Annotated in this window: 21 protein-coding genes; 6 read left to right on the forward strand and 15 right to left on the reverse strand. The window is 72.8% G+C overall.

Going from position 1 to position 26,827, the window contains the following annotated elements:
- Positions 1-71 precede the first annotated feature (71 nt).
- The 5 genes from ACIQ5Y_RS18460 to ACIQ5Y_RS18480 all read right to left on the reverse strand — a co-directional run bounded on the left by ACIQ5Y_RS18460 (position 72) and on the right by ACIQ5Y_RS18480 (position 7,086).
- Positions 72-635 carry a TetR/AcrR family transcriptional regulator gene (locus ACIQ5Y_RS18460; RefSeq protein ID WP_403880957.1) on the reverse strand — a complete coding sequence of 188 codons (564 nt, stop codon included), beginning with the start codon at positions 633-635 and terminating at the stop codon, positions 72-74.
- Positions 636-740: 105 nt separating this feature from the next.
- Positions 741-2,663 (reverse strand): APC family permease, encoded by a 1,923-nt coding sequence (locus ACIQ5Y_RS18465; protein WP_403880960.1) that lies wholly within the window; start codon positions 2,661-2,663, stop codon positions 741-743.
- A 20-nt stretch (positions 2,664-2,683) separates the two neighbouring features.
- Positions 2,684-4,204, reverse strand: a complete 1,521-nt coding sequence (locus tag ACIQ5Y_RS18470; protein ID WP_403880962.1) for a helix-turn-helix domain-containing protein — start codon at positions 4,202-4,204, stop codon at positions 2,684-2,686.
- Positions 4,205-4,404: 200 nt separating this feature from the next.
- Positions 4,405-4,860: a (2Fe-2S)-binding protein gene (locus tag ACIQ5Y_RS18475; protein ID WP_403880965.1), complete on the reverse strand. Its 456-nt coding sequence runs from the start codon at positions 4,858-4,860 to the stop codon at positions 4,405-4,407.
- Between the two features lie 15 nt (positions 4,861-4,875).
- Positions 4,876-7,086, reverse strand: coding sequence for a molybdopterin cofactor-binding domain-containing protein (locus ACIQ5Y_RS18480; protein WP_403880968.1), 2,211 nt, complete (start codon positions 7,084-7,086; stop codon positions 4,876-4,878).
- 284 nt (positions 7,087-7,370) lie between these two features.
- Here ACIQ5Y_RS18480 and ACIQ5Y_RS18485 point away from each other — a divergent pair, with 284 nt between their 5' ends.
- Both ACIQ5Y_RS18485 and ACIQ5Y_RS18490 read left to right on the forward strand, forming a co-directional pair.
- Entirely contained in the window at positions 7,371-7,622 is a 252-nt protein-coding gene (locus tag ACIQ5Y_RS18485) for an SCO4226 family nickel-binding protein (protein ID WP_403880970.1), read from the forward strand.
- 190 nt (positions 7,623-7,812) lie between these two features.
- Positions 7,813-9,234 (forward strand): PP2C family protein-serine/threonine phosphatase, encoded by a 1,422-nt coding sequence (locus ACIQ5Y_RS18490; RefSeq protein ID WP_403880973.1) that lies wholly within the window; start codon positions 7,813-7,815, stop codon positions 9,232-9,234.
- Between the two features lie 92 nt (positions 9,235-9,326).
- On the opposite strand, the gene ACIQ5Y_RS18495 is transcribed toward ACIQ5Y_RS18490, so the two are convergent.
- A complete protein-coding gene (locus ACIQ5Y_RS18495) occupies positions 9,327-10,826 on the reverse strand; it encodes a hypothetical protein (RefSeq protein WP_403880976.1) in 1,500 nt (499 codons plus the stop codon).
- Between the two features lie 231 nt (positions 10,827-11,057).
- Between ACIQ5Y_RS18495 and ACIQ5Y_RS18500 the strand changes: the two genes are divergently transcribed.
- From ACIQ5Y_RS18500 to kstD, 3 genes are all read left to right on the forward strand, one after another.
- The gene (locus tag ACIQ5Y_RS18500) at positions 11,058-12,182 is read left to right on the forward strand and encodes an aminoglycoside phosphotransferase family protein (RefSeq protein WP_403880979.1); all 1,125 of its coding nucleotides are present in this window, start codon (positions 11,058-11,060) and stop codon (positions 12,180-12,182) included.
- Between the two features lie 279 nt (positions 12,183-12,461).
- Positions 12,462-13,070, forward strand: a complete 609-nt coding sequence (locus ACIQ5Y_RS18505) for a hypothetical protein (RefSeq protein ID WP_403880981.1) — start codon at positions 12,462-12,464, stop codon at positions 13,068-13,070.
- A gap of 88 nt (positions 13,071-13,158) precedes the next feature.
- Positions 13,159-14,943, forward strand: coding sequence for a 3-oxosteroid 1-dehydrogenase (kstD, locus tag ACIQ5Y_RS18510; protein WP_403880984.1), 1,785 nt, complete (start codon positions 13,159-13,161; stop codon positions 14,941-14,943).
- A gap of 12 nt (positions 14,944-14,955) precedes the next feature.
- Here kstD and ACIQ5Y_RS18515 read toward each other — a convergent pair whose 3' ends face one another.
- The 9 genes from ACIQ5Y_RS18515 to ACIQ5Y_RS18555 form a co-directional block, all read right to left on the reverse strand.
- Positions 14,956-15,456, reverse strand: coding sequence for a hypothetical protein (locus ACIQ5Y_RS18515; protein ID WP_384583673.1), 501 nt, complete (start codon positions 15,454-15,456; stop codon positions 14,956-14,958).
- A 360-nt stretch (positions 15,457-15,816) separates the two neighbouring features.
- Entirely contained in the window at positions 15,817-18,780 is a 2,964-nt protein-coding gene (locus tag ACIQ5Y_RS18520) for an ATP-binding protein (protein ID WP_403880988.1), read from the reverse strand.
- Positions 18,781-18,872: 92 nt separating this feature from the next.
- Positions 18,873-19,280, reverse strand: coding sequence for an ACT domain-containing protein (locus tag ACIQ5Y_RS18525; RefSeq protein WP_403880991.1), 408 nt, complete (start codon positions 19,278-19,280; stop codon positions 18,873-18,875).
- A 20-nt stretch (positions 19,281-19,300) separates the two neighbouring features.
- On the reverse strand, positions 19,301-19,768 hold the full coding sequence (locus tag ACIQ5Y_RS18530; RefSeq protein ID WP_403880994.1) for a hypothetical protein: 468 nt from the start codon (positions 19,766-19,768) through the stop codon (positions 19,301-19,303).
- A 125-nt stretch (positions 19,769-19,893) separates the two neighbouring features.
- Positions 19,894-20,121, reverse strand: coding sequence for a DUF397 domain-containing protein (locus tag ACIQ5Y_RS18535; RefSeq protein WP_376659906.1), 228 nt, complete (start codon positions 20,119-20,121; stop codon positions 19,894-19,896).
- 120 nt (positions 20,122-20,241) lie between these two features.
- Positions 20,242-21,426, reverse strand: coding sequence for a thiolase domain-containing protein (locus ACIQ5Y_RS18540; protein WP_403880997.1), 1,185 nt, complete (start codon positions 21,424-21,426; stop codon positions 20,242-20,244).
- A complete protein-coding gene (locus ACIQ5Y_RS18545; protein ID WP_403881000.1) occupies positions 21,423-22,493 on the reverse strand; it encodes a thiolase domain-containing protein in 1,071 nt (356 codons plus the stop codon). Before ACIQ5Y_RS18545 ends, ACIQ5Y_RS18540 begins: the two co-directional genes overlap by 4 nt.
- Positions 22,493-23,452, reverse strand: a complete 960-nt coding sequence (locus ACIQ5Y_RS18550) for a Zn-ribbon domain-containing OB-fold protein (RefSeq protein WP_403881003.1) — start codon at positions 23,450-23,452, stop codon at positions 22,493-22,495. Before ACIQ5Y_RS18550 ends, ACIQ5Y_RS18545 begins: the two co-directional genes overlap by 1 nt.
- A 442-nt stretch (positions 23,453-23,894) precedes the next feature.
- Entirely contained in the window at positions 23,895-24,695 is an 801-nt protein-coding gene (locus ACIQ5Y_RS18555) for a crotonase/enoyl-CoA hydratase family protein (protein ID WP_403881006.1), read from the reverse strand.
- A gap of 179 nt (positions 24,696-24,874) precedes the next feature.
- Between ACIQ5Y_RS18555 and ACIQ5Y_RS18560 the strand changes: the two genes are divergently transcribed.
- Complete coding sequence (locus ACIQ5Y_RS18560) at positions 24,875-26,506, forward strand: acyl-CoA synthetase (RefSeq protein WP_403881009.1); 1,632 nt, start codon at positions 24,875-24,877, stop codon at positions 26,504-26,506.
- Positions 26,507-26,827 lie beyond the last annotated feature (321 nt).

The following is a 26,827-nucleotide window of genomic DNA, read 5'->3' on the forward strand; positions in this document are numbered from 1 at the left end:
CAGGGCTCCGGGGCCAGGGCTCCCGAGGCCGGGGTTCCGGATCGGTAGCTCCGGGTCCGGCCCGGCTCCGGTCAGGGCGCGGGGTGCTCCGGAAGGAGCCGCCGCACCATCAGGTCGAGGAGTCCGTCCACCGGGTGCCCCTCCAGCGTGGCGGGGGCGGTGAGGTCGTCGACGATCAGGCCCAGCATGGCGAGGTAGAGCAGGACGACGCCCTGCCGGTCCCCCGGCAGCCCCGCTTCCAGGTGCCAGGCCACGTTCGCGTCGAGCTCCTCGCGCTGGAACTCGGCCAGTTCGGCCTGGAGCTCGGGGCGCCGGGTGCCCTCCAGCCGCAGCTCCAGCATCGCGATGTGCACGCTGCGCTCGCGCCGCATCCGCTCCAGCAGCCGGCTGAGCAGCACCTTGGTGTCCAGCGGGCCGGACAGGTCCTCCGGGGCGGGCATGAGCCGCTCGCGGGTGCGGTGGAGTATCTGCACGAGCAGCTGCGCCCGGTTGGCGAAGTAGTTCGAGGCGGTGCCCGTGGGCACTGACGCCTCCGCGTCCACCGCGCGCAGCGTCAGCCCGCGCGAACCCTCGCGCGCCAGGACTTCGATGGCGGCGTCGAGCAGGGCCGCGCGGCGCTGCGGGTTCTGGCGCATGGACGTTCCTCGGTTCGGGGTGGCCGCGGCACGGGGCGGCAAAACGGTGAGCACTGCACGTGCAGTGCTTCGCTCACGGTAACGGATGGGCCCGGTCCGCTCCTCTCACGGCCCCCTGCGCGCCGACTCCAGCAGGTACGGCACGTCGATCACCGCGACCCCGGGGGTGAACAGCAGCCGCGCCTTCAGGCGCAGGGCGTTCTGGTTGTGCAGGGGATGTTCCCACCAGTTCCCCACGACGTACTCGGGGATGACCACGGACAGGATGTCCGTGGCGGAGTCCTGCGCCAGTTCCTCCACATGGGCCTGGATCGGGCCCACCACCTCGCGGTACGGGGAGTGCAGGATCTTCAGGGGAACCCCCGGGTCGTGCGCGGTCCAGGCCTCGCGCAGCCGGTTCGCGTCCTGCTCGTCGGCGGCGACCGTCACGGCGGTGAGGGTGTCGGGGCGCAGGCCCTGCGCGTAGCCGAGGGCCTTCAGCGTGGGGGCGTGCACGTTGGCGACCAGGACCAGGACGTGGTGGCGGGCGGGCTTGCGCGGCTTCGCGTCCGGGGCGACGGCGACCTGCCGTGCGACCTGGTCGTAGTGGCGCCGTACCCCCAGCATCCCGAAGAAGAGCACCGGCATGGCGATGACGACCAGCCAGGCGCCGTGCGTGAACTTGGTGATGAGGACGATGACCAGGACCAGGGCGGTCAGGACGGCGCCCACGGCGTTGATGGCGCGCCGCCGGTGGATGTGGACGCGCTCCTCGCGCCGGGTTTCGGGCGAGGCGAGCTCCTTGTCCCAGTGCCGGACCATGCCGGCCTGGGAGAGGGTGAAGGAGACGAAGACGCCGATGATGTAGAGCTGGATGAGGCGGGTCAGGTTGGCGTCGAAGGCGACGATGAGCCCGATCGCGACGAGCGCGAGCAGCACGATGCCGTTGGAGTAGACGAGCCGGTCGCCGCGGTTGTAGAGCTGCCGGGGCGCGTACCGGTCCTTGGCCAGGATCGAGGCGAGCATCGGGAAGCCGTTGAAGGCCGTGTTCGCGGCGAGGATCAGCACGCCGGCGGTGACGGCCTGGAGCAGGTAGAAGAGGAAGTGCCAGTCGCCGAAGGTGGCGCGTCCGATCTGGGCGAGGGCGGTGGACATCGGGGTGCCGGGCGGCAGGCCCAGCTCGGTGGGGTCCTCGGCGACGTGCACCTGGTACGTCATGGCGAGGGCGGTGATGCCCACGAACATCGTCACGGAGAGGAAGCCCATCGCGGCGAGGGTGGTCGCCGCGTTCTTGGCCTTGGGCTTCTGGAAGGCGGGTACGCCGTTGCTGATGGCCTCGACGCCGGTCAGGGCGGTGCAGCCGGAGGCGAAGGCGCGCATCGCGAGGAACACGAGGGCGATGCCGGTGTAGGTGCCGGTCGCGATGATCGGCAGGTCGGCGGACTCGGCGCGGATGGTCTCGCCGGTCGCCAGCCGTACGGCGGCGAAGGCGAACATGAGGTAGATGACGAGGACGAACCCGTAGGTGGGGATGGCGAAGATCCGCCCCGATTCGCGGACGCCGCGCAGGTTCATCACGGTGAGCAGCACCACGAAGCCGACCGACAGGGCCACTTCGTGATCGCTCAGCGCGGGGATGGCGGACGTGATGGCGGAGACCCCGGAGACGACGGAGACGGCGACGGTCATCACGTAGTCGACGAGCAGGGCGCTGGCCGCGGTCAGCGCGGCGGTCGGGCCTAGGTTCTCCTTGCTCACGACGTACGCGCCGCCGCCGCTGGGATAGGCGTGGCAGGTCTGCCGGTAGGAGGCGACGACCACCACGAGCAGGAAGACGATGGCGGCGGCCGCGTACCAGGCGAGGTGGAGCAGGGCGACCCCGCCGAGGGCGAGGATCAGCAGGATCTCCTCCGTGGCGTACGCCACTGAGGAGAGCGGGTCACTGCAGAAGATCGGCAGGGCGAGCCGTTTCGGCAACAGGGTCTCGCCCAGGCGCGCCGTGTCGAGGGGTTCACCGACCAGCACGCGCTTCGCATTGATACGCCTCATTCAGGCATGATCGTTCATGTTTAACATGATTCATCCCTTTTGGAGAGGGTGTCACCGGCGAGCTCCTCCGCCCGGTGGGCAAGCCACAGGTCGTGGCGAGCGCTCGGGGACTGGAGCAGGGAGCGCTCCAGCAGCGCCTCCACACGGGTCAGCCGCTTGCGGGCACCCGGTACGGAGATGCCCAGCGCGGCCGCCGCCGGGCCGAGTTGGGCATCGTGGTCCAGCCAGACGCGGACCGTGGCCCGGGCCCCCGGCGGGGCGTCGGGTCCGGTCAGTGGGCGCAGGTGGGCGCGGGCCCAGTCGGTCAGCCGGGGGTCTCGCAGCACTTCGTCGAGGCCGGCGGCCGCCCCGTGCGCGTCGGCTCCCGCGCCGCTCCCGCCCGGGGTGAGCCGCAGGGCGAGCGAGAGCGCGGACTGGTCGGCGAGGCGCGCGAGGTCCAGCCCGAGGAGCGCCTCGACGAGCCCCAGCCGGGCCGCCAGGGTGTTGCGGTGGATCTTCAGCAGGCGGGTGGCGTGCGAGGTGAAGTTGAGCCAGGCGTGCGCGGTCGCGCGCAGCTCCTGCGCTCCCGGGTCCTGGGCCCGCTTCGGTTCGTGACCGTGCAGCGGGGCGAGCAGGGCCGCCGCCCAGCCCGCCCCGGCCCCGTGCGCGGCGAGCGCCAGTTCGGGGCCCGGCCCGAACCGGGCGTGCCGCTCTCCCCGCCCTCGGGCGACGGCCAGGGCGTGGAAGGCCTGGGTGTAGGCGGCCGGGGCCTCCCGCAGGGCCGCCTCGGCGCTGACCCCGACCACGGCGTCCCCGGCCACCCCCACCAGGGCGCCGGCCAGGGGGTCGTCGTCCGCCGGGGCCGCGGCCGGACCGGCCGGGACGAGCACGATGAGATGGCGTACGTACACGGGGCAGCGCACGGTCCAGGCCCGGCCCCCCGTCAGCTCCGCGCAGAGCCGGGCCACTTCACCGCGCTGCCCGGTCCTGCATTCCACGACGTACATCCGCATCGGATCGGGCAGGGAGGGCCCGAGCGCCTCGGCGATCTGCCGGGCGGTGGAGAGCCGGCCGTTCATCAGCAGGTGCAGCACCGCCTCACGGGCCCGCGATTCGGCGAGCGCGGCCCGCTCCTCGCGCCGCGCGCCCTCCTCGGCGCGCAGGACGAGGGCCAGCGGAACGGCGGCGTCCGCGAGCAGCGTGGCCGCCTCCGGGTGGTGCCGCAAGGGCAGTACGGCGGCCAGCGCGCGCCGGTCGTCCAGCGCGAACAGCAGCGTCGCCGAGTCCTCGCCCTCCAGCGCGGCCGAACGCAGGCCGCGGGCGCCCATCTCGGCGGCGCCGCGCAGGGCGGATTCCGGCACCTGCGCCGATCCGGGGGCACGGCCGGTTCCCAGGACACGGCCGGTGCCGGGGGCATGGCCGGATCCGGAACCGTGCGCCCGGTCGGCGTCCACCACTCCGGCCCATCCTCCGAGCCGGGTGGTGAGCCATGCGAGCAGACCGGCCGACCCCCCGGTGTGGGCGAGCCGGTGGAGCCTCAGGATGTCGTCGGAGCGGGACACCGGCGCATTCAACCACCCGGCGCCCACTGTGCGCTGTGATACCCGTCTCGGCCCTTCACTGGGCACCCCGAACCCTGTGCGCGCGTGCGATTCCGCCTAGGTTTGCCCATGAGCGGTCGGACCCCGACGCGAAGCGGAATCATCGCCACGGGGGAACGTCGGGGTCCTTCCTCGCTCGCGCCCGGGGCGGCGACGGCACCTCACATCTTCGCGGCCGCGCTGCGGATGGCCTCCCTGATGCGGACGTAGGTGCCACAGCGGCAGATGTTGGCGATGGCGTCGATGTCCGCGTCGGTGGGTTCGGCGGTCCGCTTGAGCAGTGCGACGGCCGCCATGATCTGGCCGGGCTGGCAGAAACCGCACTGGGCGACGTCCTGTTCGAGCCAGGCCTCCTGCACCGGGTGCAGCACGTCCCCGTCGGCCAGCCCCTCGATGGTGGTCACCGACCTGCCCGCGCAGGCGGAGACGGGCACCACGCAGGGGCGGACGTCGACGCCGTCGAGATGACTGGTGCAGGCCTTGCAGACGTCCACTCCGCAGCCGTACTTGGGCCCGTGGACGCCCAGCATGTCGCGGAGCACCCACAGCAGGGGCAGATCGTCGGGGGCGTCCACGGTGACGCTCTGCCCGTTGACGGTGAAGGTGTGCGAGGGCACGGCGTACTCCTGCGGTCAGCGCGGGTAGGGGGTGAAGTCGACGTCGAAGTCGAGGGGGAAGCTGCGAGGCTTGGAACCGGTGGCCCGGGCCCAGGCGTTGGCGATGGCGCCGACGGCCGCGGGCACACCGAGCTCGCCCGCGCCGCCCGGCTCCTCGCCGGTGGCCGGGAGCACGAAGACCCGTACGTCGAGCGGGGTGTCGCGCTGCCGCGCCCAGTGGAACTGGCTGTAACTGCCCTCCATCGGCAGCCCCTTGTCCAGGTGGATGCCGGCGCGCAGCGTGGTGGAGATGGCGTCGGTGAGGCCGCCGATCATCTGGGCCTCCAGACCGCGCGGGTTGACGGGCAGGCCCACGTCCACGGCGACGACGGCCTTGGTGACGCGGACGTGCTCCGGGTCGCGGGTGTCGATCTCCACGAGGCAGGCGGTGCGGGACTTGTACTCCTCGTGGAAGGCGATGCCCTGCGCGCGGCCCGCTCCCATCGGCCGCCCCCACTCCCCTTCGGAGGCCACCTTGTCGAGCACGGCGCGCTGGGCGTCGGTCTTCAGGAACGTACGACGGAACCGGTAGGGGTCCCGGCCGGTCTTCGCGGCGAGTTCGTCGACGACGATCTCCTCCGCGCCGCGCGTGTTGGCCGAGTACACCGAACGCCAGGAGCCGGTGGGGACACCCGTCGGCACCTCGGTGAGGGCCTGGGTGGTGACCCCGAAGTTGTAGGGGGACTTCACCGTGGTGAGGAACAGGGTCTGGGCGAGGGTGGCGTTGCCGATGCCGAGCGGCAGGTGCGCCGCGGTCGCGGTGATGATCTCGCCGAGTCCGTGCCGGAAGTCGGTCTCGGCGGCGGCGACGCGGTGCTCGAAGGTGAGCACCTCGCCGAGGAGGTGGGTGGCGCGGATCTTGTGGTGGGTGGCGGGGCGCATCCGGCCGTGCCGGGTGTCGTCGACGCGGGTCCACATCAGCTTGACGGGTCGGCGGCAGGCCTTGGAGACCCGGGCGGCCTCCAGTGCGGCGTCGAAGAAGAGGCGCCGGCCGAAGGACCCTCCGGCCTGCACCACGTGCACCTGCACCTTGCCCAGCGGCAGCCCGAGTTCGGCGGCGATGGTCTCGCGGGCCACGATCGGGGACTTGAGCCCGGACCAGATCTCCGCGCGGTCCTCGCGCACGTCCGCGATCGCGGAGTTGGTCTCCATCGGGGCGTGGCTGACGAAGGCGAAGTCGAACTCGGCGTCCACGTAAGGGGTCAGCAGCGGCGGCACGAGCAGCGGAGGGGTGGCCGCGCGCAGCTTCGTACGGACCTCGGCGTCGGAGAGCTGGTCGGCGGGGCCCGGTCCCCAGGTGACCTGAAGGGCGGCCTTGGCGGTGAGGGCCTGCCCGAAGGTCTCGGCGACGACGGCGACCCCGGTCGGGACGGTGACCACGTCGAGGACGCCGGGCATGGCCTGGACGGCGGCGAGGTTGGCGACGGAGCGGACGGCGGCGCCGAGGGTGGGCGGGCGGCGCACCACGCAGGGCTTGGCCCCGGGCACGTCGAGGTCGAGGGTGTACTTCTGGGCGCCGGTGACCATGGCGCGGGCGTCGACGCGGTCGGTGGGCCTGCCGACCAGGGTGTGCTTGGCCGTCTTCTTCGGGGTGGCGCCGAGGACCACGAGGGCGGGGTCGGCGGCGGCCGCGGCGAGACCGCCGTAGTCGGCGGTGCGGCCGTCGGGGGCGCGGACGGCGCCGTTCGCGGTGGTCAGGGTGGCGGCGGGCAGGCTCCAGCGCACGGCGGCGGCCGCGACGAGCCGGGCCCGGGCGGTGGCGGCGCACTGGCGGACCGGGCCGTAGAGGGAGCGGATGGAGTTGGAGGAGCCGGTGAGCTGGTTGAAGACCAGCTCGGGCCGGGCGTCGTCCAGCTCCACCCGTACGTCGGCCAGCGGTGCGTCGAGTTCCTCCGCGACGAGCATGGCCACGGCGGTGGTGAGGCCCTGGCCGACCTCCTCGCGCGGCAGCCGGAAGCGGATGGTCCCGTCGGCCTCGACGGCGAGCGCCAGCAGGGCGGACGTGGGTGCCCCGGCCAGGATGAACAGGTCGCCGAGGTCGATGAGGTCGGCGATGGCGGGCAGGCTCGGCACCACGGCGTGGGCGGGCTGCGGGGCGACGGCGTCGACGCCCGCGCGCGTCACGAGGGCGAGGGTCGGCGCGGCGACCAGGTAGGTGAGGAAGGAGCGACGGCTCTGCCCGGTCATTTCGTTGTCCCCACCCCGCGCGGGTCCGCCCGTGCGGACCGGCCCCTGATCATTACCGGCACGTAGAGTAGCGATCAGTGGGTGCGGGGGGAAGCCAGGGGTCACCGCGGCGTGGATCCCCCGTTCGGGGGACGCCTGGCGCGGCGGCTTGATCGGGGCCCGTGACGGGTGAATGCGGTACGGACCCTCGTACATCTCGGCCGTACGAGCGAGCGGGCTCGTCCGGTAGGCCGTTTTCCGGACGCGGGCGGACGATGGAAGGGAGGAAAAGGAGGTGCCCGGCCATGGCCACATTCATGGATGTCCACACGGGCATGAAGGGCATTACGAGCGAGCAGCTGATGGCCGCCCACAAGGCGGACCTGGCGATCGAGAAGGAGGAAGGCGTCCACTTCAAGCAGGCGTGGGCGGACCCGGAGTCCGGCACGGTCTACTGCCTCTCCGAGGGCCCCTCTGCCGACGCGGTCCGGCGGATCCACGAGCGCACGGGGCACCCGGCGGACTCGATCCTTCCGGTTCCGGTGATGGTGTCCTGACGGCGCCCTGACTGGATTCGTTCGCACACGGACGCCTTCCGGTGGGACGGCCGACAGGCCCGAGGCATATGCCAGAAGCAAGACCGTCGCGGATGTTGCCAAACGCCTTACACGCAGTCGCTGCCTGTGCAACAGTCGTTACCGGTCCTTCCTTCAGACTTGGCCGTGCCGCGCCTGTATCGGAGTTCTCATGCCGTCCCACCTGTTCGCGGACCGTCCCGCGCAGCCGCCCGAGCCTGGGTCGGTGGACGCACTGATCTCACAGACCCGGCGGCTGCGGGGAGAAGTGGACGCGGTGCGCCGCGACACGGTCGTCGACGACGACGACGCCCAGGGTCGCTGGCAGCGCGCCCTGTGCGATCTCGCCGTGCACCACCTCGACGACCTCGGCGAGCACCTCGGCCAGCTCAAGGAGGGGCTGCCGCCGGCGCCCGAGGCCATCGAACTCCCGCAGGCGGCGCCCGAGGCCGGCCCCGAGGCCCAGACCCGGGTCGGCAGCGCCGAATGGAACCTGCTGACCGACGAGGTCAGCTGGTCCGACGAGCTCTTCCAGATCTTCGGCCGTTCCCCCGAGGCGGGCCCGCTGCCCCTCGACGAACTGGGCTCCACCCTGTTCTCCGAGGACCAGCCGCTGCTCACCGCGTGGGTGACAGCCTGCCTCGTCGACGGCAAGCCGATCGACGGCGAGTTCCGCATCGTCCGGGCCGACGGCCGCGTCCGGACCTTGCACATGAGGGGCGAGCCGGTGCTCGACTCCGACGGCTGCACGGCCTCCATGTGGGCCGTACTGCGGGACGTGAGTGAACTGCGCCGGAGCCAGCGGGCGGTGCGCGAGTCACGGGACTCGCTGCAGCGCCGGCGGGAGATCGCGCAGACCGAGCACCGGCTGGCGGTCGAGCTGCAGGAAGCCGTGCTCCCCCCGTGGCGCGGCTCCCTGCGGTTCCCGCACGGCAACGCGGGCACGCTGGACGTGGCCGCGCACTACCTGCCCTCCGCGACCAGCGCGCTGATCGGCGGCGACTGGTACGACGCGCTCGAACTCTCCGACGGAAGCTCGATGCTGACCGTCGGCGACCTGACCGGACACGGGGTGACCGCCACCTCCGGGATGGCGATGATGCTGGGCGCCCTGCGGGGCATGGCCATGGCGGGGATCCAGCCGGGCCCCTTGATGGGCTGGCTCAACCAGCTCCTGGAGACCTCCGTCCAACCCGCGCTCGGCTCGGCCGTGTGCTGCCGCTACGACGCCACGCGCCAGGTCCTGTCCTGGGCGCAGGCCGGCCACCCGGCCCCCCTGCTGATCCGCCGCGGATCGGGCCGGTCCCTGCTGCCCCCGGAGGGCGTCCTGCTGGGCGCGACCTCGGGAGCGGTGTACGGCCAGGCCGAGGAGCAGCTCGAAGTGGGCGACGTACTCGTCCTGCACACGGACGGACTGACCCCGCGCAGCATCGAGTTCAGCCGGGCGGACGGGACCGAGCGGCTGCTGGCCCTCGCGCCCCGGTTCTCGGCGGCGCGGTCGGCGCAGGAGTGCGTGCGGATGGTGATCGAGGAGTTCGGCGAGAGCGAGCGCGAGGACGACGCGTGCGTGCTGGTCGCGCGCGTCGGCGGATAGCACCTCGGTACCGGATCCAGGGCCGCGCCGTCAGGCGCGGCCTTTCTCGTCTCCGTCGGGTGTACGGGGCCGGTGTCCGGCCACGCCCTCGCCTACGCCCCCGTCACGCGCGGCCCGCGCATCGGCGCGGGGCTGTCGGGGAGGGCCAGTTCGATCTCCTCGCGGAGGTCCTCGATCCGCGAGTACCCGGAGTACTGGCCGGTGAGCCGGTACATCTCGCGCAGCCGGTCCCACGTCCGGTGCGAGGAGGTCTCGTTCATCGACACCAGGGCCAGGCGGGCGTAGCGGTCGGCCTGTTCGGGATCGTCGGCGATGAAGCAGGCCGAGGCCATCGAGATGTAGTCGAAGATCTGCGAGCGCTGGTAGCCGTCCCCGCGCAGCCGCAGGGCCTCCTTCGCGTGGCGTGCCGCGATCGGCGCCGCCGTGGCGTCGTGGTCGGCGAGGGTCCGGTAGGCGAGGGCCTGCATGCCGTGCAGGTCCGCCTCGTCGAAGTGCTGCATCCAGCTCGGCGGCGGTACGTCGCCCTTGTCGGACACGAACAGCTCCTCCGCCTCCCCCAGGGTGCGGCGCATGGCCTGGCCCTTGCCCATGGCGGCCTGTGCCCAGGCCTCGATGGTGTGCAGCATGGCGCGGGTGCGCGGCAGGGTCCGCTCACCGGAGCCGGACTGGGCGAGCTTCATCAGGTCCAGGGCCTCGTTCGGTTTGCCGAGGTGGACCATCTGGCGGGCGGCGCGGGACAGCGCCTCGCCGGCGCGCGGCCGATCGCCGCCCTCGCGGGCCGCGTGCGCGGCGATGACGAAGTACTTCTGCGCCGTGGGTTCGAGGCCCACGTCGTGGGACATCCAGCCCGCGAGCACCGCCAGGTTGGCCGCCACCCCCCACAGCCTGCGCTGGAGGTGGTCGGGGTGGTGGTAGGCCAGCATCCCGCCGACCTCGTTCAGCTGGCCGACGACGGCCTTGCGCTGGAGTCCCCCGCCTCTGGAGGCGTCCCAGGCCCGGAACACCTCGACCGAGCGTTCCAGTGCCTCGATCTCCTGCGAACCGATCGGGGCGGCCTCGTAGCGGTCGAAGCCCGCCGGGTCGGCCTGGAAGGCGTCCCCGAAGTGCTGCGCCTCCTTGGCGAGGGCCGGGTCGGTGTGGAGCCAGTCGTACATGGCATTGCTGAGGGCGGAGCCGGCGGTGAGCGCGGCACCCGCGCCCATCAGACCGCGACGGTTGAGCATGAGGTCCATTCCCGTGAATTCGGTGAGGACCGCGGCTGTGCGTTCGGGCGCCCATGGCATTCCGTCGGGGTTCTGCCGATCCCCGTCCGGTTGCCTTCGTGTGGTGCGCCGCTGCCGTACGAACCCGAGGTCCTCGTTGGTCACGACACGACCGAGCCGCTCGGTGAACAGTGCTGCCAGTACCGTGGGCACCGGTTCGCGCGGGGTCTCCCCCATGTCGATCCAGCGCCGCACCCGCGAGGTGTCGGTGGCCAGCTGGGGGTGGCCCATGGCCGCCGCCTGCCGATTGACCATCCTCGCCAGTTCGCCCTTCGACCAGCCGGCCAGGCCGAACAGGTCGTTCAAGCGGGTGTTTGGACCCTTGCTCACGTCAAGCCCCCAGGTTCTCGGCTGAGTTGACAGTAACCCCCTGCCAGGCCCCCACGGCATATTCGCCAGGCTTCGCCAGGGCACGCCCGATGGTTCGCCACCTGCCGCCGGGTGTCAGGTAGGAATGCGCCTCCCCGACCCGGTTCACCGGCGGAACTCCCCAGGGTGAAGTACGGGATCCGGCGGGGTGGCGTACGAACCCAGTCGGCGCACGAAGGGATCCGTAAAGCCATGTACGCAGCAACGTCCTCCGTGTCCGCACCTGTCCGGCCCTACCGCACGCTCCCGGCGGGCGGCGGCCCCTACCTCGACCCCGGCCGGCCCGCGTCGGCGGCGCAGGGCGCCACACGTGCGCGGCGGATGCCGGGAGCCGGGTCGCAGCCGCTCAGCGGAAGAATCGACCTCTCGGGGCCGCAGGGGGCGCAACTGCGCGCCGCGCTCGCCTCGGTGCAGCGGATCTGTCCGGAGTTCGCGCCGGTGCAGGTGCTGCGGCGCAGTGGCCGCTCGGTCCTGCTGGTGGGAACGACCGGACGGATGACCGCCGTCGCGAAGGTTTTACTGGACCACTCGCCGGAGTGGCGCGAGCGCTACCGGCACGAAATAGCGGCGTACCGGACGTTCGTCCGGCATCGCCCTCCGGTCCGCGTACCGCGGTTGATCGCGGCCGACCCGGAGAACTGCACGCTGGTGGTCGAGCGGATGGCCGGCCGGGTCGCGGCGCTCCAGCGGCACCCGGTGGAGCCGCCGCCGCGGGTGGACCTGCGGGCCGCCCTGGGGGCGGTGTGCCGGGTCAACCAGTGGCGTCCGCCGGCCGAGTTGTTCGGGACCCCGGTGAACTACGGGCGGCGGATCGCCCGCGACTACGAGCTGGGGCTGCTGACCGACCGGGACCTCGGTGACCTGCAGAAACTGCTGCACGGCGTGAAACTGTCCGGTGCGGGGCTGCAGTTCAACCACGGTGACGCGCTCCTGTCGAACCTGCTGCTGTCCCCGGCCGGGCCCGTGCTGCTCGACTGGGAGCACGCGGGCTGGTACCTGCCCGGCTACGACCTGGCCACTCTGTGGACGGTGCTGGGCGACGCGCCGGCCGCCCGGGCGCAGATCAGCCGGCTCGCCCAGGCGGCCGGTCCGGTGGCGCGGGACGCCTTCCTGGTCAACCTGATGCTCGTGCTGACCAGGGAGATCCGGATGTGCGAGACGGCGGTGCAGCGCTCGATGCTGGCCACCGCCCCGACCCAGCCGCTCCCGGCGGGCTCCCTGTCCTCGGGGGAGGAGCAGCGGCTGCTGCTGCGCCGCCTGCACGACGACGCGGGCATGGCCCGCAGAGCGGTCCGGGCCGCGGTCGGCACCCGGTAGGTCCTTCCCCCGCCCCCGAAGACGCGAAGTCCCGTGGCTCCCACCGCCGCGGGACTTCGCTCGTGCGGTGTGTGGGGTGGCGCGGGCGGGGCGGGGCGCGGGCGGGCACCGGGCGGGCGGCGGGCGGGCGGCGGGCGGGCGGGTACGCCCAGAGGCTGATGCCTCTCCCCCGTACGGGGGGAGCGGACCACTCTCGTGGGGGATCCGGGCGGACCGGGGCGGCTGCGATCTTCGGAGGAGAGCGGGCAACGGGTGCCCGCAGCCGCTCTGGAGGTCCCGATGACCACGCATGCCGACGACGCGCTCTCCGCCGGGCGCCCGCGCCGTGGGGGTGTGCGCGCCGCGTGGAAGGCCGCGCACGCTCCGGTCCCGGGGGTCCCGGGATACGCGCGGATCGCCGCGGCCGCGATCCCCTTCACCGTCCTCCCGTCGTGCGTCTGGCGCCTCGGGCTGCTCTTCGTCGACCATTCCTCGGCGGACAGCGGGACGCTGCCGGAATGGCTCCCGCTCGACGTGTACGTCGTGATCCTGTCGGTCTTCTCCGAGCTGGTGGCCTTCACCGCGCTGGGGCTGGTCGCCGCGTGGGGCGAGGTGGTCCCGCGCCGGATCCCGTTCCTGGGCGGCCGCCGGATACCGGTGGCCGTCGCGGTCGTCCCCGCCGCGCTCGGCGCGCTGGCGCTGACGGCCCTGTGGACGGTGCTCGCGGCGGTGACGCAGGTGGCCGGGACCACCATCCAGGGCGATCCGATACCCGCCGACTTCCCGAGCGAGGTGGGTGGCTGGAGCGCCGTGTGGTTCTACGTCTGCTACGCCCCTCTGATGCTGTGGGGGCCGCTGCTGGGCGTAGTGACGGTGGCGTACTGGAGGAGGCGCCGCCACATGCCTTGACATCACATGATCCCCCGAACACCTTTTCTGACTCAGCATCAGACATGCTGGAGCCACCCTCGCCTCGCCATTCCGCTGGAGCCTGCCCATGTCCGCAAGCGCTTCACGCACGCCGTCCGAAGCCCTCCCCTCGAGACGTACGGTCATCGCCGGCACGGGAGCCGGGGTCCTCGCCGCCACCGTGCTGCCCGCCGCAACCGCGCGGGCCGCGGACGGTCCCCCACTCGGCGAGTACGACGTGGTCGTGGTCGGTTCCGGGGCCTCCGGGATGACGGCCGCGCTCACCGCCGCCAAGCGGGGGCTGAGCGTGCTGGTCGTCGAGAAGGCCCCCACCTTCGGTGGATCGGCCGCCCGCTCCGGGGCCGGCATCTGGCTGCCGAACAACTCGGTGATCCTCGGCGCCGGGGTACCGGACACGCCGCAGAAGGCTGCGGCGTACCTCGCGGCGGTCGTGGGGAGCGAGGTGCCGGCGGACCGCCAGGCGGCCTTCCTCTCCAACGGGCCGCGGATGCTGGACTTCGTGATGGCCAACAGCCCTCTGAAGTTCCGGTTCATGGAGGGCTACAGCGACTACTACCCCAACCTGCCGGGCGGCCTCCCGAACGGCCGCTCCATCGAGCCGGACTACATCGACGGCAATGTCCTGGGCGCCGAACTGGCCCACTTGAACCCGGCGTACATGCCGGTGCCGGCCGGGATGGTGGTGTTCAGCCAGGACTACAAGTGGCTGAACCTCGCGGCGGTGAACGCGAAGGGGCTCGCCGTGTCGACGGAGTGCCTGGCACGCGGCACGAAGGCGGCGCTGTGCGGGGAGAAGCCGCTGACGATGGGCCAGGCCCTCGCGGCCGGTCTGCGGGCCGGGCTCATGCGGGCCGGGGTGCCGGTGTGGCTGAACAGCCCGCTGGTCGACCTGGTCCAGGAGGGCGGCGCGGTGACCGGGGTGGTCGTCGAGAAGGCGGGCGTGCGGGGCACCGTGCGGGCCCGGCGCGGCGTGATCATCGGCTCGGGCGGTTTCGAGCACAACGCGGAGATGCGGGCCCAGTACCAGCAGCAGCCGATCGGCACCCAGTGGTCGGTGGGCGCGAAGGAGAACACCGGCGACGGGATCCGGGCGGGGCAGCGGGCCGGGGCCGCGCTGGCCCTGATGGAGGACGCATGGTGGGGGCCGTCGATCCCGCTGCCCGGGGAGCCCTACTTCTGCCTCGCCGAACGGACCCTGCCGGGCGGGCTGATCGTGAACGCGAACGGGGCGCGGTTCGTCAACGAGGCGGCCCCGTACAGCGATGTGGTGCACGTGATGTACGAGAAGGACCGGGGCGCGGTCGGCTCGCACATCCCGGCGTGGCTGATCGTGGATCAGAACTACCGCAACAAGTACCTGTTCAAGGACATCCTGCCGACCATCGTCTTCCCGGACTCGTGGTACGCGGCGGGGGCGGCGAAGAAGGCGTGGAGCTGGGACGCGCTGGCCGGCCAGATCGGTGTTCCGGCGGCGGCGCTGCGGGCGACGCTCAACCGGTTCAACGCGCAGGCGTGGAGCGGCACCGACTCCGACTTCCACCGGGGCGACACGGCGTACGACCACTACTACACGGACCCGGGGGTGACGCCGAACTCGTGTCTGGCGCCGATATGGGCCCCGCCGTTCTACGCCTTCAAGATCGTGCCGGGTGACCTCGGCACGAAGGGCGGGATCGTCACGGACGCCCGCGCGCGGGCGCTGCGGGCGGACGGCTCGGTGATCCGGGGCCTGTATGCGGCGGGCAACGCCAGCGCGGCGGTGATGGGCCACAGCTACGCGGGGGCCGGATCGACGATCGGCCCCGCGATGACGTTCGGCTACGTGGCGGCGAACGACATCGCGGACGCGTGACGTGGTGAGGGGCTAGCCCTGCTGGAAGAGCTCGGCGGGGAGCGGCTTCAGGAGCGCGTAGAGGTCATCGGTGATCGGGCGGTCCCAGCTGGCGATGGTGACCAGCACGTTGTCACTGCGGTCGAACTGGACGCAGGAGATGCGGGACTCCGACAGCTTGATCTTCCGGACGATGAGGAGGTTGTCGCCCTGCATGACGGGGCAGTCCTCGATGCCGGTGACCTCGACGTCCTCGTCGTTCTCGAGTGCGTCGAGGAGCTGGGCCACCTCGAAGGGCACCTCTCCCTCGGCGAGGTCCCTGGCGGGGGAACCCTCGGGCAGGTTGCCGATGATCATTGCGGGGCCGCGTCCGCCGAACAGGTCGTAGCGGAGGAAGACACCCTGGCAGCTGCCGTCGGGCGCGGGCAGCAGCCCGGCCCCGAGATTGCCCGGCCAGTCCCCCGGGTCCATGGCCAGGACGTCGAAGTCCGGGCCGGCGGGTGTGGCGGCGCGGTGGCGGCGGAGGAAGGACATGCCGCCATGGTACGTGGCCGCGCGGGTTTTCCCGCCCGGGGGCCCTCATCCCGGCCGGTCCGCGACGGGTGACGCGCGTCGCACGTCCTCGTTTCAGGCGGCACGCAATCCGATCACAGTCTTTGTGAACCTGTTCAACACCATGGGGATCGGTTTGCCGCCACCGCTCGTGATCCCCGCCGCCATCGCGGCAGCCGTCGGTTCCGTCGCGCCGGGTAGGACCCGCGAGAGTGGCCGGGAAGGTCGAGGCGGCCGCCGCCGCGCCGACGGCCGGGGGCACGTCGACCGCCGCTGCGCGCCACTATGCGGTTCGACCGGTCCGGCGTGTACGCCGAGCACTGACTCGGATGCCCTGGAGGCCTACGGCACGTAGGCCGCCAGGGCGGCGGGCAGGCCGGTGAGGTCGGTGCCGAGCTTGCGGCAGGCGGTGGACAGATCCCAGTCCGGGTGGGGGCCGGGCTCCGCACTCACTCCTGGGCCGGTGACCGGGGCTGGCTCCGCGCCTCGGCCCGCGTCCGTCTCCGGCGCGGGGGTCGGCGCCTCGGCATGGTGGCGCGGGTGCGCCGTCGTCTCCGGGACCCGTTCGCTCCCCACTGCGCTCCGCGCCGCCCGGAGCTCCTCCTCGGTCAGTCCGGCCTCCCAGGACGACCCGCACGGGAGGGCGCCGCCCAGCCCCAGCAGGGTGTTGGTCACCTCCGCCGCCAGCGCGTCCGCTCCGCATTCCCGCGCCGTCACCACGGCCCGCGTCAGCACGTCCTCGTCGCGCAGCTCCGTACCGAGCGCGGCCAGCGCCCGGGCCAGCTCGTACCCCGCCGGCGAGACCGCGAGTACGGCCACCGCCTCGCGCAGCAGCTCCGCCCGGTCGCCGGGGGCCGCGACCTCGGCCGCCACCCGCAGGGCCTGGCCGATGCCCGAGGGGGCACCGAAGGCGCGGGCCCGCCGCAGGGCGTCGCCGGCCAGGGCGCGGGCCCGTTCCGGGTCCTCGCCCACCACGGACCGGGCCAGGTGCAGCTGCCACGGGCACCACGCCGGGTTCTGGATGCCGCGCGGGGTCAGCCGCCGGTCGACCTCCTCCAGTTCGGCCGCGGCCGCCTTCCGGTCGCCCCGTGCCAGCAGCAGTTCGGCGTACACGGTCTGGGAGTCCGGGAAGACCACGGCCGCCGGGAAGGGCCGGCCGAACTCGTGCTCCCGCGCCAGTTCCCAGGCCTCCTCGGTCCGGCCCCGGGCGAGCAGCGTCGTGATCAGGATGGCGATGGTGTACCAGTGCACGGGCGTTCCGCGGCCCACGCGCTCGGCGAGCTGCAGCCCGGCCCGGGCCAGTTCCTCGGCCTCCGCGAGCCGCCCGCGCCGGAAGCGGATGTAGGCGCGCAGGCTGTACCCGAAGGAGAGGTGCGCCCCGCGCCAACCCTGCCGCTCGAACTCGGCGGTGCCCGCCTCGAACAGCTCGTCCGCGCGCCCTGGCCGGTCGGCGTACATGTGGGCCATGGCCACGAGCACGGGGACCTCGAAGCCGCGGTCCTCGTACGCCCAGCTGAAGCCCCGTTCCAGGACCCGCCCGGCGTGGTGCAGGACCACGTCCACCGGTTCACCGCGCAGGCAGGCGTCCCAGGCGCGCAGCCCGATGACGTACCGCTCGGTGAGGTCGCGGCCGGTCAGCCGGTCGGCGAGCCGGGCCAGGCGCCGGGAACGGGCCGGGGAGTCGGTCTCGGCCGCGTTGAAGGCGTCCCACATGAACTGCTCGGACTGCAGGCGCAGCCGGGCGCGGACGTCATGGGTGTGCGGGATCTCCCGCGCGAGGGATTCGGACGCCTCGGCGAGGCGGTCGCTGTGGGCGAGGACCTGGGCGAGCCGGATCACGATGCCCTGGCGCAGGGCCGGGTCGTCCACGGGCTCGGCGAGGGCCGCCCGCAGGTGGTTGACGGTGTTGGCCGGTTCGGTGAGCAGGGAGGCGCAGCCGAGTTCGTAGAGCACGGCCGCGCGTTCGTCGAAGTCGGGTGGTTCGCGCAGGGCGCGGGCGAGTTGGCGGCGGGCCGCTTCGGGGGCACCGGCCCGGAGGTTCTCGCCGGCGGCCTCGCGCAGGGTGCGCACCACCCAGGGGTCGTTCTCGGGGTGGGTCTCCAGGAGGTGGCGGGCGGCCGCGGACGGGCCGAGGCCGGCGTCGATGACGGCGGCGGCGGCCTTGCCGTGCAGGGCGACGCGCAGCGCGTCGGGGATGGCCCGGTATATGGCGGTGGCGATGAGCGGGTGGACGAACTCCAGCCCCGCGTCACGCTCTTCGGTGGCGGGGGCTTCGGTGGCGGCGGACAGGATGCGGGCGTCCCGCAGCCGTCCGGTGGCGTCCACGGCCTCCTCGGCGCCGAGGGCGGCGACCCGGGCGGCGAGGTCCTGCGGGATGGCGGTGCCGAGGACGGCACAGGCCCAGGCGAAGCGGACGGTGGAGGGGCCCAGGCGTTCGAGGCGGTCGACGAGGCCGCTGCCGCGCTGGGCCGCGGCGAGGTCCCGCAGCAACGGGGCGCTGGCCTCGACCGGGGCGAGCCCCTTGTCCTGGATCTTGGCGGTGAGTTCGACGGCCTCGAAGGGGTTGCCGGTGGTGACGGCCCAGGCCTCCTTGCAGAAGGCGTCGTCGGCGTGCTCGCCGATCGCCTCGCGGACCAGGGTGGCCACGGCGGGCTCGGTGAGCGGGGCGAGGGAGAGCGGGCGCTGTCCGGCGCGCCCGGGCAGCGTACGGAAGGCGTCGGCGTGCGCGGGCAGTTCGTCGGGGCGGTAGGCGACGACGAGGAGCAGCGGGAGGTGTTCGGCGCGCGGGGCGTACGCGGCGAGCCATTCGAGGGACTCGGGGTCGGCCCAGTGGGCGTCGTCGAGGACGAGGGTGACGGGGGCGCGCTTGACGACAAGGTGGGTGAGCACCCAGTCGAGCCCGTCGCGCAGGCCCTGGGGGTCGGGCGGCGAGCCCTGTTCGGGGGCGCAGAGGCCGAGGGCCGGGCCCACGATGGAGTACCAGCTGCCGAGCGCGGCGCGCAGTTCCTGTTCGGAGGTCCCGGCGAGCTGGGGCTGGATGAGCTGGCGGGCCACGTGGAAGGGCTGGCTCTGTTCCTGTTCGCCGCCGCGTGCCGCGAGGACGGTGCAGGAGCGTGCGTGGGCGCGGCGGCGCAGTTCGGCGAGGAGGGTGGTCTTGCCGAGGCCGGCGGGTCCGGAGAAGGCGAGGAGCGCGCCGCCGCCGTCCGGTGCGGGTCCGGCGAGCAGGTCGAGGGCCTCGTCGACGATGGCGAGTTCTGTTTCGCGTTCGACCAGTGTGCGCCGTATGCGGGTCCGGCGTTCCGTCATGGCTGGTACCCCCCAGGCCTGTTCGGGGGGATCAGCGTACGCCCGCGCGCAGCGGGAGGGAGCCTGCTGTCGGAAAGTTTCCGATCTTCTTTTCAGCTGTCCGCGGAGCGCTCCGCGAGGGCTTCCAGAACGGCGACGGCCTCGGCGGCGCGGTCGGCTGCCACGAAGAGGTGGTCGTGGTGGTAGCCGGCGATGACGTTGCAGCTCAGGCCGTGTGCGCCGAGCTCGGCGGCGAAGGCGGCGGTGAGGCCGACGGCGTCGAGGGCGGAGTGGACGCGCAGGGTGATCCAGCCGGCGGTGTAGTCGTAGGCGAGCCCGGCCGCGTCGGCTTCCTCCTGCCGCAGGACGAGAGTGAGCCCCTCGCGCTCCCGGATCGTGGCCACGGGCGCCGTCCCGGCGGGGACGGCGGTGCCGGGGACCGTGCAGAACACGTACACGCCGTCGTTCAGTTCGGGCCGCATGCCGCTCAGGAGTTTGCGCAGGTCACTCTCGCCGCTCATGGCCGTCAGCCTAGGGCTTGTCACGTGCCCTCGTAGACACGACGGTGCCACCAGGCGTACGGGCGGCCGCGCCAATCGAGCCCGTGCCGCAGCGGGTGGTGCTCCGGGATCGTGCGGCGGCGGAACTCGTCGTCCAGTGTGCGCAGTAGGCGACCGAGCGCGCGCCGGGCTCCGGGTGGCAGTACGCGGCGGAGGTCGGCCAGCTCGTCCCGGACGACGGCGACGTCGTCCCGGGCGCATCCGGGGCAGGCCGGGCATTCGGAGAGGACGAGCCTCAGTCTGTTCCCCGGCTGTCGCAGGAAGGCCCGGTACAGGTGCAGCAGGCTCGCGAGGTCACGGGCCTCGTTCCGGAGCGCCCAGTGGACTTCCGCGCTCGCGCGGGGTGGGAGCCGATCGACGGGCGGCAGTTCCCGCGCCCAGGCGGAGGGGCGCCGGCCCTCGAAGTCTCCTCGTGCGGCGCGCAGCGCGCCGGGCCGCTTACGCGGCATCGCCCTTTCGGCGGATGATCGTCATGACGGGCATGATGCCGGGACGCCCGGCGCCGTGCAACGGCTTTGCGGGGCCGCGACCCGCTGCCCAGCGGCCGGGCGGCGGGTCGCGGCGGGGGCGACGCCTACGTGAGGTCGAACTCCCCGCCCCGTGCGCCCAGTACGAACTTGCGCCACTCGTCCGGCGCGAAGATCAGCGAAGGGCTTTCGGGGCGCTCGCTGTTGCGCATCGCGATGAAGCCGTCGACGAAGGCGATCTGGACGTCGCCCGCTCCCCGGCTGCTCGACTGCCAGTCCGCCTCGGTGAGATCGAGGTCCGGCTTGCCCCAGCCAGCGAGGGGCTGTGAAGTCATGCTCTCTGCCACGTGCGTGCTCCTCCCGGTACGTCGTCCGGGGCCAAGGTTAACCACCGCGGCGGGTGCCGCACAGGCCACGGTGAGTCACCCTGACCGGTCCGGCACCCCCGGGGCCGCTCAGCCGGTGGGTTGCTCCGCCCCCACCAGCCACATCGCGAAGAACTGCGCGCCGCCGCCGTACGCGTGTCCCATGGCCCGGCGGGCTCCCGGGACCTGGTGTTCGCCGGCCTGTCCGCGGACCTGGAGGGCGGCCTCCGCGAAGCGGATCATGCCGGAGGCGCCGATCGGGTTGGTGGAGAGGACGCCGCCCGACGGGTTGACCGGAAGGTCCCCGTCGAGTTCGGTGACGCCGGCTTCGGTGAGCTTCCAGCCCTCGCCCTCCTCCGCGAAGCCGAGGTTCTCCAGCCACATCGGCTCGTACCAGGAGAACGGCACGTACATCTCGACCGCGTCGATCTCGCGGCGCGGATCGGTGATCCCGGCCTGCCGGTAGACGTCGGCCGCGCAGTCCTTGCCGGCCTGCGGGGAGACGAAGTCCTTGCCCGCGAAGAGCGTCGGCTCGCTGCGCATCGCCCCGCCGTGCACCCAGGCCGGCGGCTTGGGCGAACGGGCCGCTCCCGCACGGTCGGTGAGGATCATCGCGCAGGCCCCGTCCGAGGAGGGGCAGGTCTCGGAGTACCGGATCGGGTCCCACAGCATCGGCGACGCCTGGACCTTCTCCAGGGTGATGTCGTGCTCGTGCAGGTGCGCGTACGGGTTCTTGAGGGCGTTGCGGCGGTCCTTGTACGCGACGAGCGAGCCCACCGAGTCGGGTGCGCCGGTGCGCCGCATGTACGCGCGTACGTGCGGGGCGAAGAACCCGCCCGCGCCCGCCAGCAGCGGCTGCTGGAAGGGGACGGGGAGGGAGAGCCCCCACATGGCGTTCGACTCGGACTGCTTCTCGAACGCGAGGGTGAGGACGGTGCGGTGGACCCGGGCCGCCACCAGGTTGGAGGCGACGAGCGCCGTGGAGCCGCCGACCGAGCCCGCCGTGTGCACGCGCAGCATCGGCTTGCCGACGGCGCCCAGCGCGTCCGCCAGGTAGAGCTCGGGCATCATCACCCCCTCGAAGAAGTCGGGGGCCTTGCCGATGACGACCGCGTCGATGTCCGCCCAGGTCAGTTCGGCGTCGGCGAGGGCGCGGATCGCGGCCTCGCGGACCAGTCCGGCGATGGAGACGTCGTGGCGGGCGGCGACGTGCTTGGTCTGCCCGATCCCGACGACGGCGACGGGCTCTTTGCCGGTGTTGCCAGGAGTACTCACCGAGCGTCCCCTTCCAGGACGGCGACCAGGTTCTGCTGGAGGCAGGGGCCGGAGGTGGCGTGGGCGACGGCCCGGTCGGACTCGCCGCGGTGGATGCGGGCGGCCGCCTCGCCGATCCGGATCAGGCCGGCGGCCATCATCGGGTTGGCCGCGAGGGCCCCGCCGGAGGGGTTGACGGCGACTCCTTCGCCGAGGCCGAGCGCCTTGCGGAGCACGACTTCCTGGGAGGAGAACGGCGCGTGCAGTTCCGCCGTGTCCACCGGGGCTTCGAAGACACCGGCGCGTTCGGCGGCGATGCGGGTGGACGGGGAGTCCGTGAGGTCGCGCAGGCCCAGGCTGTGGGCCTCGATGCGGTGGTCGATGCCGGTGATCCAGGCGGGGCGTTCGCACATCCGGCGCGCGGTGTCGCCGGCGGCGAGGACGACGGCGACGGCGCCGTCGCCGATGGGCGGGCAGTCCCCCGTGCGCAGCGGCGCGACCTGGTAGTCGCCCTGCGGGACGGCGCCGCGCAGCTGGGCGTGCGCGTTCGCCTCCGCGTCGGCCCGGCTGCGGGCGCCGATCGCGGCGAGGGCGGGTTCGTCGGTCTCGCCCGCGTCGATCAGGGCTTGGGCCTGGAGGGCGGCGAGGGCGACCGAGTCGGGCCAGAGGGGGGCCACGTAGTACGGGTCGAGCTGGCGCGTCAGTACGTCGCGCACCGATCCGGGCGAGGACTTCCCGTACGAGTAGACGAGCGCGGTGTCGGCCTCGCCGGTCTGGATCTTGACCCAGGCCTCGTAGAGGGCCCAGGCCCCGTCCATCTCGACGTGCGACTCGGAGATGGGCGGCCAGGCGCCCACCCCGTCGAGGGTCATGGTGAAGGAGAAGGCCCGGCCGGCCAGGTAGTCGCTGGAGCCGGAGCAGGTGAAGCCGATCTCCCCGGCCTTCAGGCCGGTGGCGGCCAGCACCTGGTGCAGGACCGGCATGACCATCTCGACTTCGCTGAGTTCGGAGGTGTCGCGGCGGTGGTCGCTCTGCGCGAAGGCGACGACGGCGACCTCGCGGGCGTACCTCGACGGCGTCTTCGGCATCAGATGAGCTCCTTGTACGCGTCGTAGTCCGCGTCCGGTTCGCCGGTGGGGCGGTAGTGGTCGGGGTAGCGGCCGCCTTCGGTCCACACGGGTTCGACGCGCAGGCCCATGCGCACCTGGTCGTAGGGGATGCCGCCGATCCGCCCGTGGAGTGCGAGGCCCGCGCCGTCCAGCGCGATGTGCGCGTAGACGTACGGCACCTCGATGTCGAGGTTCTTGGCCTTGATGTTGACGATGCAGAAGGTGGTGACGGTGCCGGCCGGGCCGACTTCCACCTGGTCGGTGGTGGCCACGCCGCAGGTGGGGCAGGCGCCGCGCGGCGGGACGTACACCTTGTGGCAGGAGGGGCAGCGCTCGCCCACGGTCTTCCGCTCGGAGAGGGCGTTGATGTAGGCGGTCTGGGCGCGGCCGGGGCTGTAGGTGTAGTCGAGGCGGGCGCGGGCGACGATGCCGTGGACGGCGTCGTCGAAGGCCCCGTCGTGCGGGGCGCCTTCGCCGACGTCCAGCCCCTCGTACGGCTCGAAGCAGGCGATGTCGGTGATCGCCCCGGTACGGTCCGCGGCCCAGCGGATCCGGACCCGCATGCCGGTGCGCACGGAGTCGGGGCCGGGCGCGTCGAGGGCGTGCAGGAGGGCGGTGTCGGCGCCGTCGAGCTTGACCAGCACCCAGGCGAAGGGGGTGTCCAGGGGCTGGTTGGGCCGGGGGTGGCCGTTCCAGGCCCAGGTGGTGACGGTGCCGGTGTCCGCGACCTCCACGAGCTCGCGGATCTCCTCGGCGGTGACGGGGTCGTACTCGACGGGCGGCACCATCACCGCGCCGCCGGAGGTCTTCACGCCGAGTACGACGCCTTCGCGCAGCCCGGTGAGGAAGGCGCTCTGGACGGGCCCGAGGGACCGGGTGAAGGGGAACTCGACGACGAGGGGCGCGCGGAGCACCTCCGGTGGGGAGGCAGCTGTCATGGTGGCTCTCCGATGCGGTTGATTCCGGTACGGGCGGTCGATGCACACGGGCCCCGGGCGGGCCCGCTCCCCCCGTCTGACGTCTTGCACGGTCCCCAGCCCCGGGCGGGCAAGCCCCGCTGACGATTGAGGCGCGGGGCCCGGGGCGGAGCCCCCGATCAGTCGGCCCCACCGGGCCAACCCAGCCCCGCCGGGGCCAACCCAGCCCCGCCGGCGTTTGAGGCGCGGGGCCCGGGGCGGAGCCCCCGATCCGTAGGCCCCACCGGGCCAACCCAGCCCCGCCGGGGCCAACCCAGCCCCGCCGGCGTTTGAGGCGCGGGGTCCGGGGCGGAGCCCCGGCAACGGTGCCGCACCCTCACACGGCGCGGCACAGCAGCGGCACGGCAGCACCAGCGGCAGCGGCAGCGGCAGCGGCAGCGGCAGCGGCAGCGGCACGGCGTAGCTACTCGCGGCGGTACAGCGGCGGCCGCTTCTCCGCGAACGCCCGCGCCCCCTCCTTCGCGTCCGCCGTGTCGAAGATCGGCCACCCCCGCAACAGCTCCGCCGCCAGGCCCTCCGTCTCCGTCAGCTCGGCGGACTCGTAGACGGAGGCCTTCACGGCCTCCACCGCCAGCGGCCCGCACGCGTTGATCCGCTCCGCGATCTCCAGCGCGGCGTCGAGCGCCGTACCGGCCGGCACCACCCGTCCGACCAGTCCGATCCGGGCCGCCTCCTCGGCGGAGTACGGGCGCCCGGTCAGCAGCATCTCCAGAGCGTGCGTGCGCGGGATCTGGCGCGGCAACCGCACCGTGGAGCCGCCGATGGGGAAGAGCCCCCGCTTGACCTCGAACAGTCCGAAGGTGGCCCCCTCCCCCGCCACCCGGATGTCGGTGCCCTGAAGGATCTCCGTCCCGCCGGCCACGCAGTACCCCTCGACCGCCGCGATCACGGGCTTGCGCGGCCGGTGGTGGCGCAGCATCGCCTTCCAGTGCAGGTCGGGGTCGGCCTTGAGGCGGTCCCGATACGCGTCGCCCGCCATGCCCTTGCCGGCGAGCGCCTTGAGGTCCATGCCGGCACAGAAGTCCCCGCCCGCGCCGGTCAGCACCACCGAGCGGATCTCCTCGTCCGCGTCCGCTTCGAGCCAGCCGTCGTACAGGCCCACCAGAAGCGGCAGCGAGAGCGCGTTCTTCGCCTCGGGCCTGTTCATGGTCAGCACCAGCGTGGCACCGTGCCGCTCCACGGTCAGGTGTTCCGTCCCACCCATTGCCGTCCTCCCGTCTCAAGACCTAGAACAGGTTGCAGTAGGGGCGGGTGCAGTTCAATAGTTTTCTGACACCCAGTCAGATTTCTTGGGCGGCGCCCTTCCCAGTTGCCTTCGGCGGCGCTCTAATGACCGCCGAGCAGACAGTCATGCGCACCACGCGTCACGCGTCAGGAGGAACGGTGGAGTACAACCTTGCCGACCTGTTCGAGTCGGTCGTGGACGTGGTCCCGGACCGCGAGGCCCTCGTGTACGTGGACCACCCCGGCACCGGCGCCGAGCGCCGGCTGACGTACTCCGAACTGGACACGGCGGCGAACCGGATCGCGCACCACCTGCTCGACAGCGGCCTGAAGGCCGGCGAACACCTGGGCCTGCACCTCTACAACGGGGTCGAGTACCTCCAGACCGTCCTGGCCTGCCTGAAGGCCCGCCTCGTCCCGGTGAACGTCAACTACCGGTACGTGGAAGAGGAGCTGGTCTACCTCTACAACGACGCCGATCTCGCGGCGCTCGTCTTCGAGGGCGAGTTCACCGAGCGGGTCGCGGCCGCCCTCCCGCAGACGACGAGGCTCCGTCATCTGATCCGGGTCGGCGCCACCCCCGAGGGTGCTCCGGAGCCCGCGATCGCTCCGGTCGCGTACGAGGACGCCGAGGCGTCGGGCTCACCCGAGCGGGGGTTCCCTCCGCGCAGCCCCGACGACCTGTTCATCATCTACACCGGCGGCACGACGGGTATGCCCAAGGGGGTGATGTGGCGGGCCGAGGACCTCTTCTTCGCGGGGCTCTTCGGCGGCGAGCCCTCGGGCGAGCCGGTGAAGCGGCCCGAGGAACTGGCCGAGCGGGTCGCGGCGCGCGGCGCCGGGCTCACGTTCTTCCCCGCGCCGCCGCTCATGCACGGCACCTCCACCCTGACCTCGTTCGTGGCCTTCAACTACGGCCAGCGGATCGTCATCCACCGCAAGTACGCGCCGGAGGAGGTGCTGCGCACGATCGAGAAGGAGAAGGTCTCCAGCGTCTCCCTCGTCGGCGACGCGATGCTGCGGCCGCTGATCGACGCACTGAACGGGCCGCTGAAGGGCACGGACCTCTCCTCCCTCTTCAGCGTCTCCTCGTCCGGCGCCATCATGTCGGACACGGTGAAGGCCGAGTTCCAGCGGCTGGCGCCGAACGTGCTCCTCCTGAACAACTTCGGCTCCTCCGAATCCGGTTCCAACGGGCGCGCGACGGACGACTCCGGGCCTGAGAAGGGCTTCCGCCTGGAGGTCAACGAGCGCACGCAGGTGGTGGACCCGGTCACGCACGAGCCGGTGGAGGTGGGCGTTCCCGGACGCCTGGCGCAGCGCGGGTACGTACCGCTCGGCTACTACAACGACCCGGCGAAGACCGCCGAGACCTTCTTCCAGCGGGGTTCGGAACGCTGGGTGCTGCTCGGCGACATGGCGACCGTCGACGAGGACGGCATCGTGACGGTGCTCGGCCGTGGTTCGCAGTGCATCAACACGGGCGGCGAGAAGGTCTATCCGGAGGAGGTCGAGCAGGCGCTGAAGTCCCACCCGGACGTGTACGACGCGCTGGTCGCGGGTGTCGCGGACGCGAAGTGGGGCAACCACGTGGCGGCGGTGGTGCAGATCCGCGCGGGCGCCGCTGAGCCGACGCTGGACGAGATCCAGTCGCACTGCCGCACGAAGCTGGCGGGGTACAAGATCCCCCGCCAACTGGTGATCGCCCCGGCCATCCAACGCTCTCCGAGCGGCAAGGCGGACTACCGCTGGGCGAAGTCGATAGCCACGGAAGCCGACGCGGCCGGCTGACCACACCCCCAGCCCGGCGGGGCGAACCCAGCCCCGCCGGCCTGCAATCTGCGCGCCGAATCCAGCCCCTCCGGCGATTGAGGCGGGGGGCCGGGGCAGCACCCCGGCAACGGCGCCGCACCTGCCCACCCGGCGCGCCGAATCCAGCCCCTCCGGCGATTGAGGAGCGGGGTCCGGGGCAGAGCCCCGGGGAACGGTGGAAGGGCGGGGCGGGGGGGCGCGCCCCCCCCCCGCCCCCCCCCCCCCCCCCCCCCCCCCCCCCCCGGCCACCTGGGTAAAGCGGGGGGGTGGGGAAGAGGGTTTTACGCGGGGGTTTTAAAG

Origin of the sequence: Streptomyces sp. NPDC096339, from assembly GCF_044762985.1 — a bacterium.
Classification (GTDB): domain Bacteria; phylum Actinomycetota; class Actinomycetes; order Streptomycetales; family Streptomycetaceae; genus Streptomyces.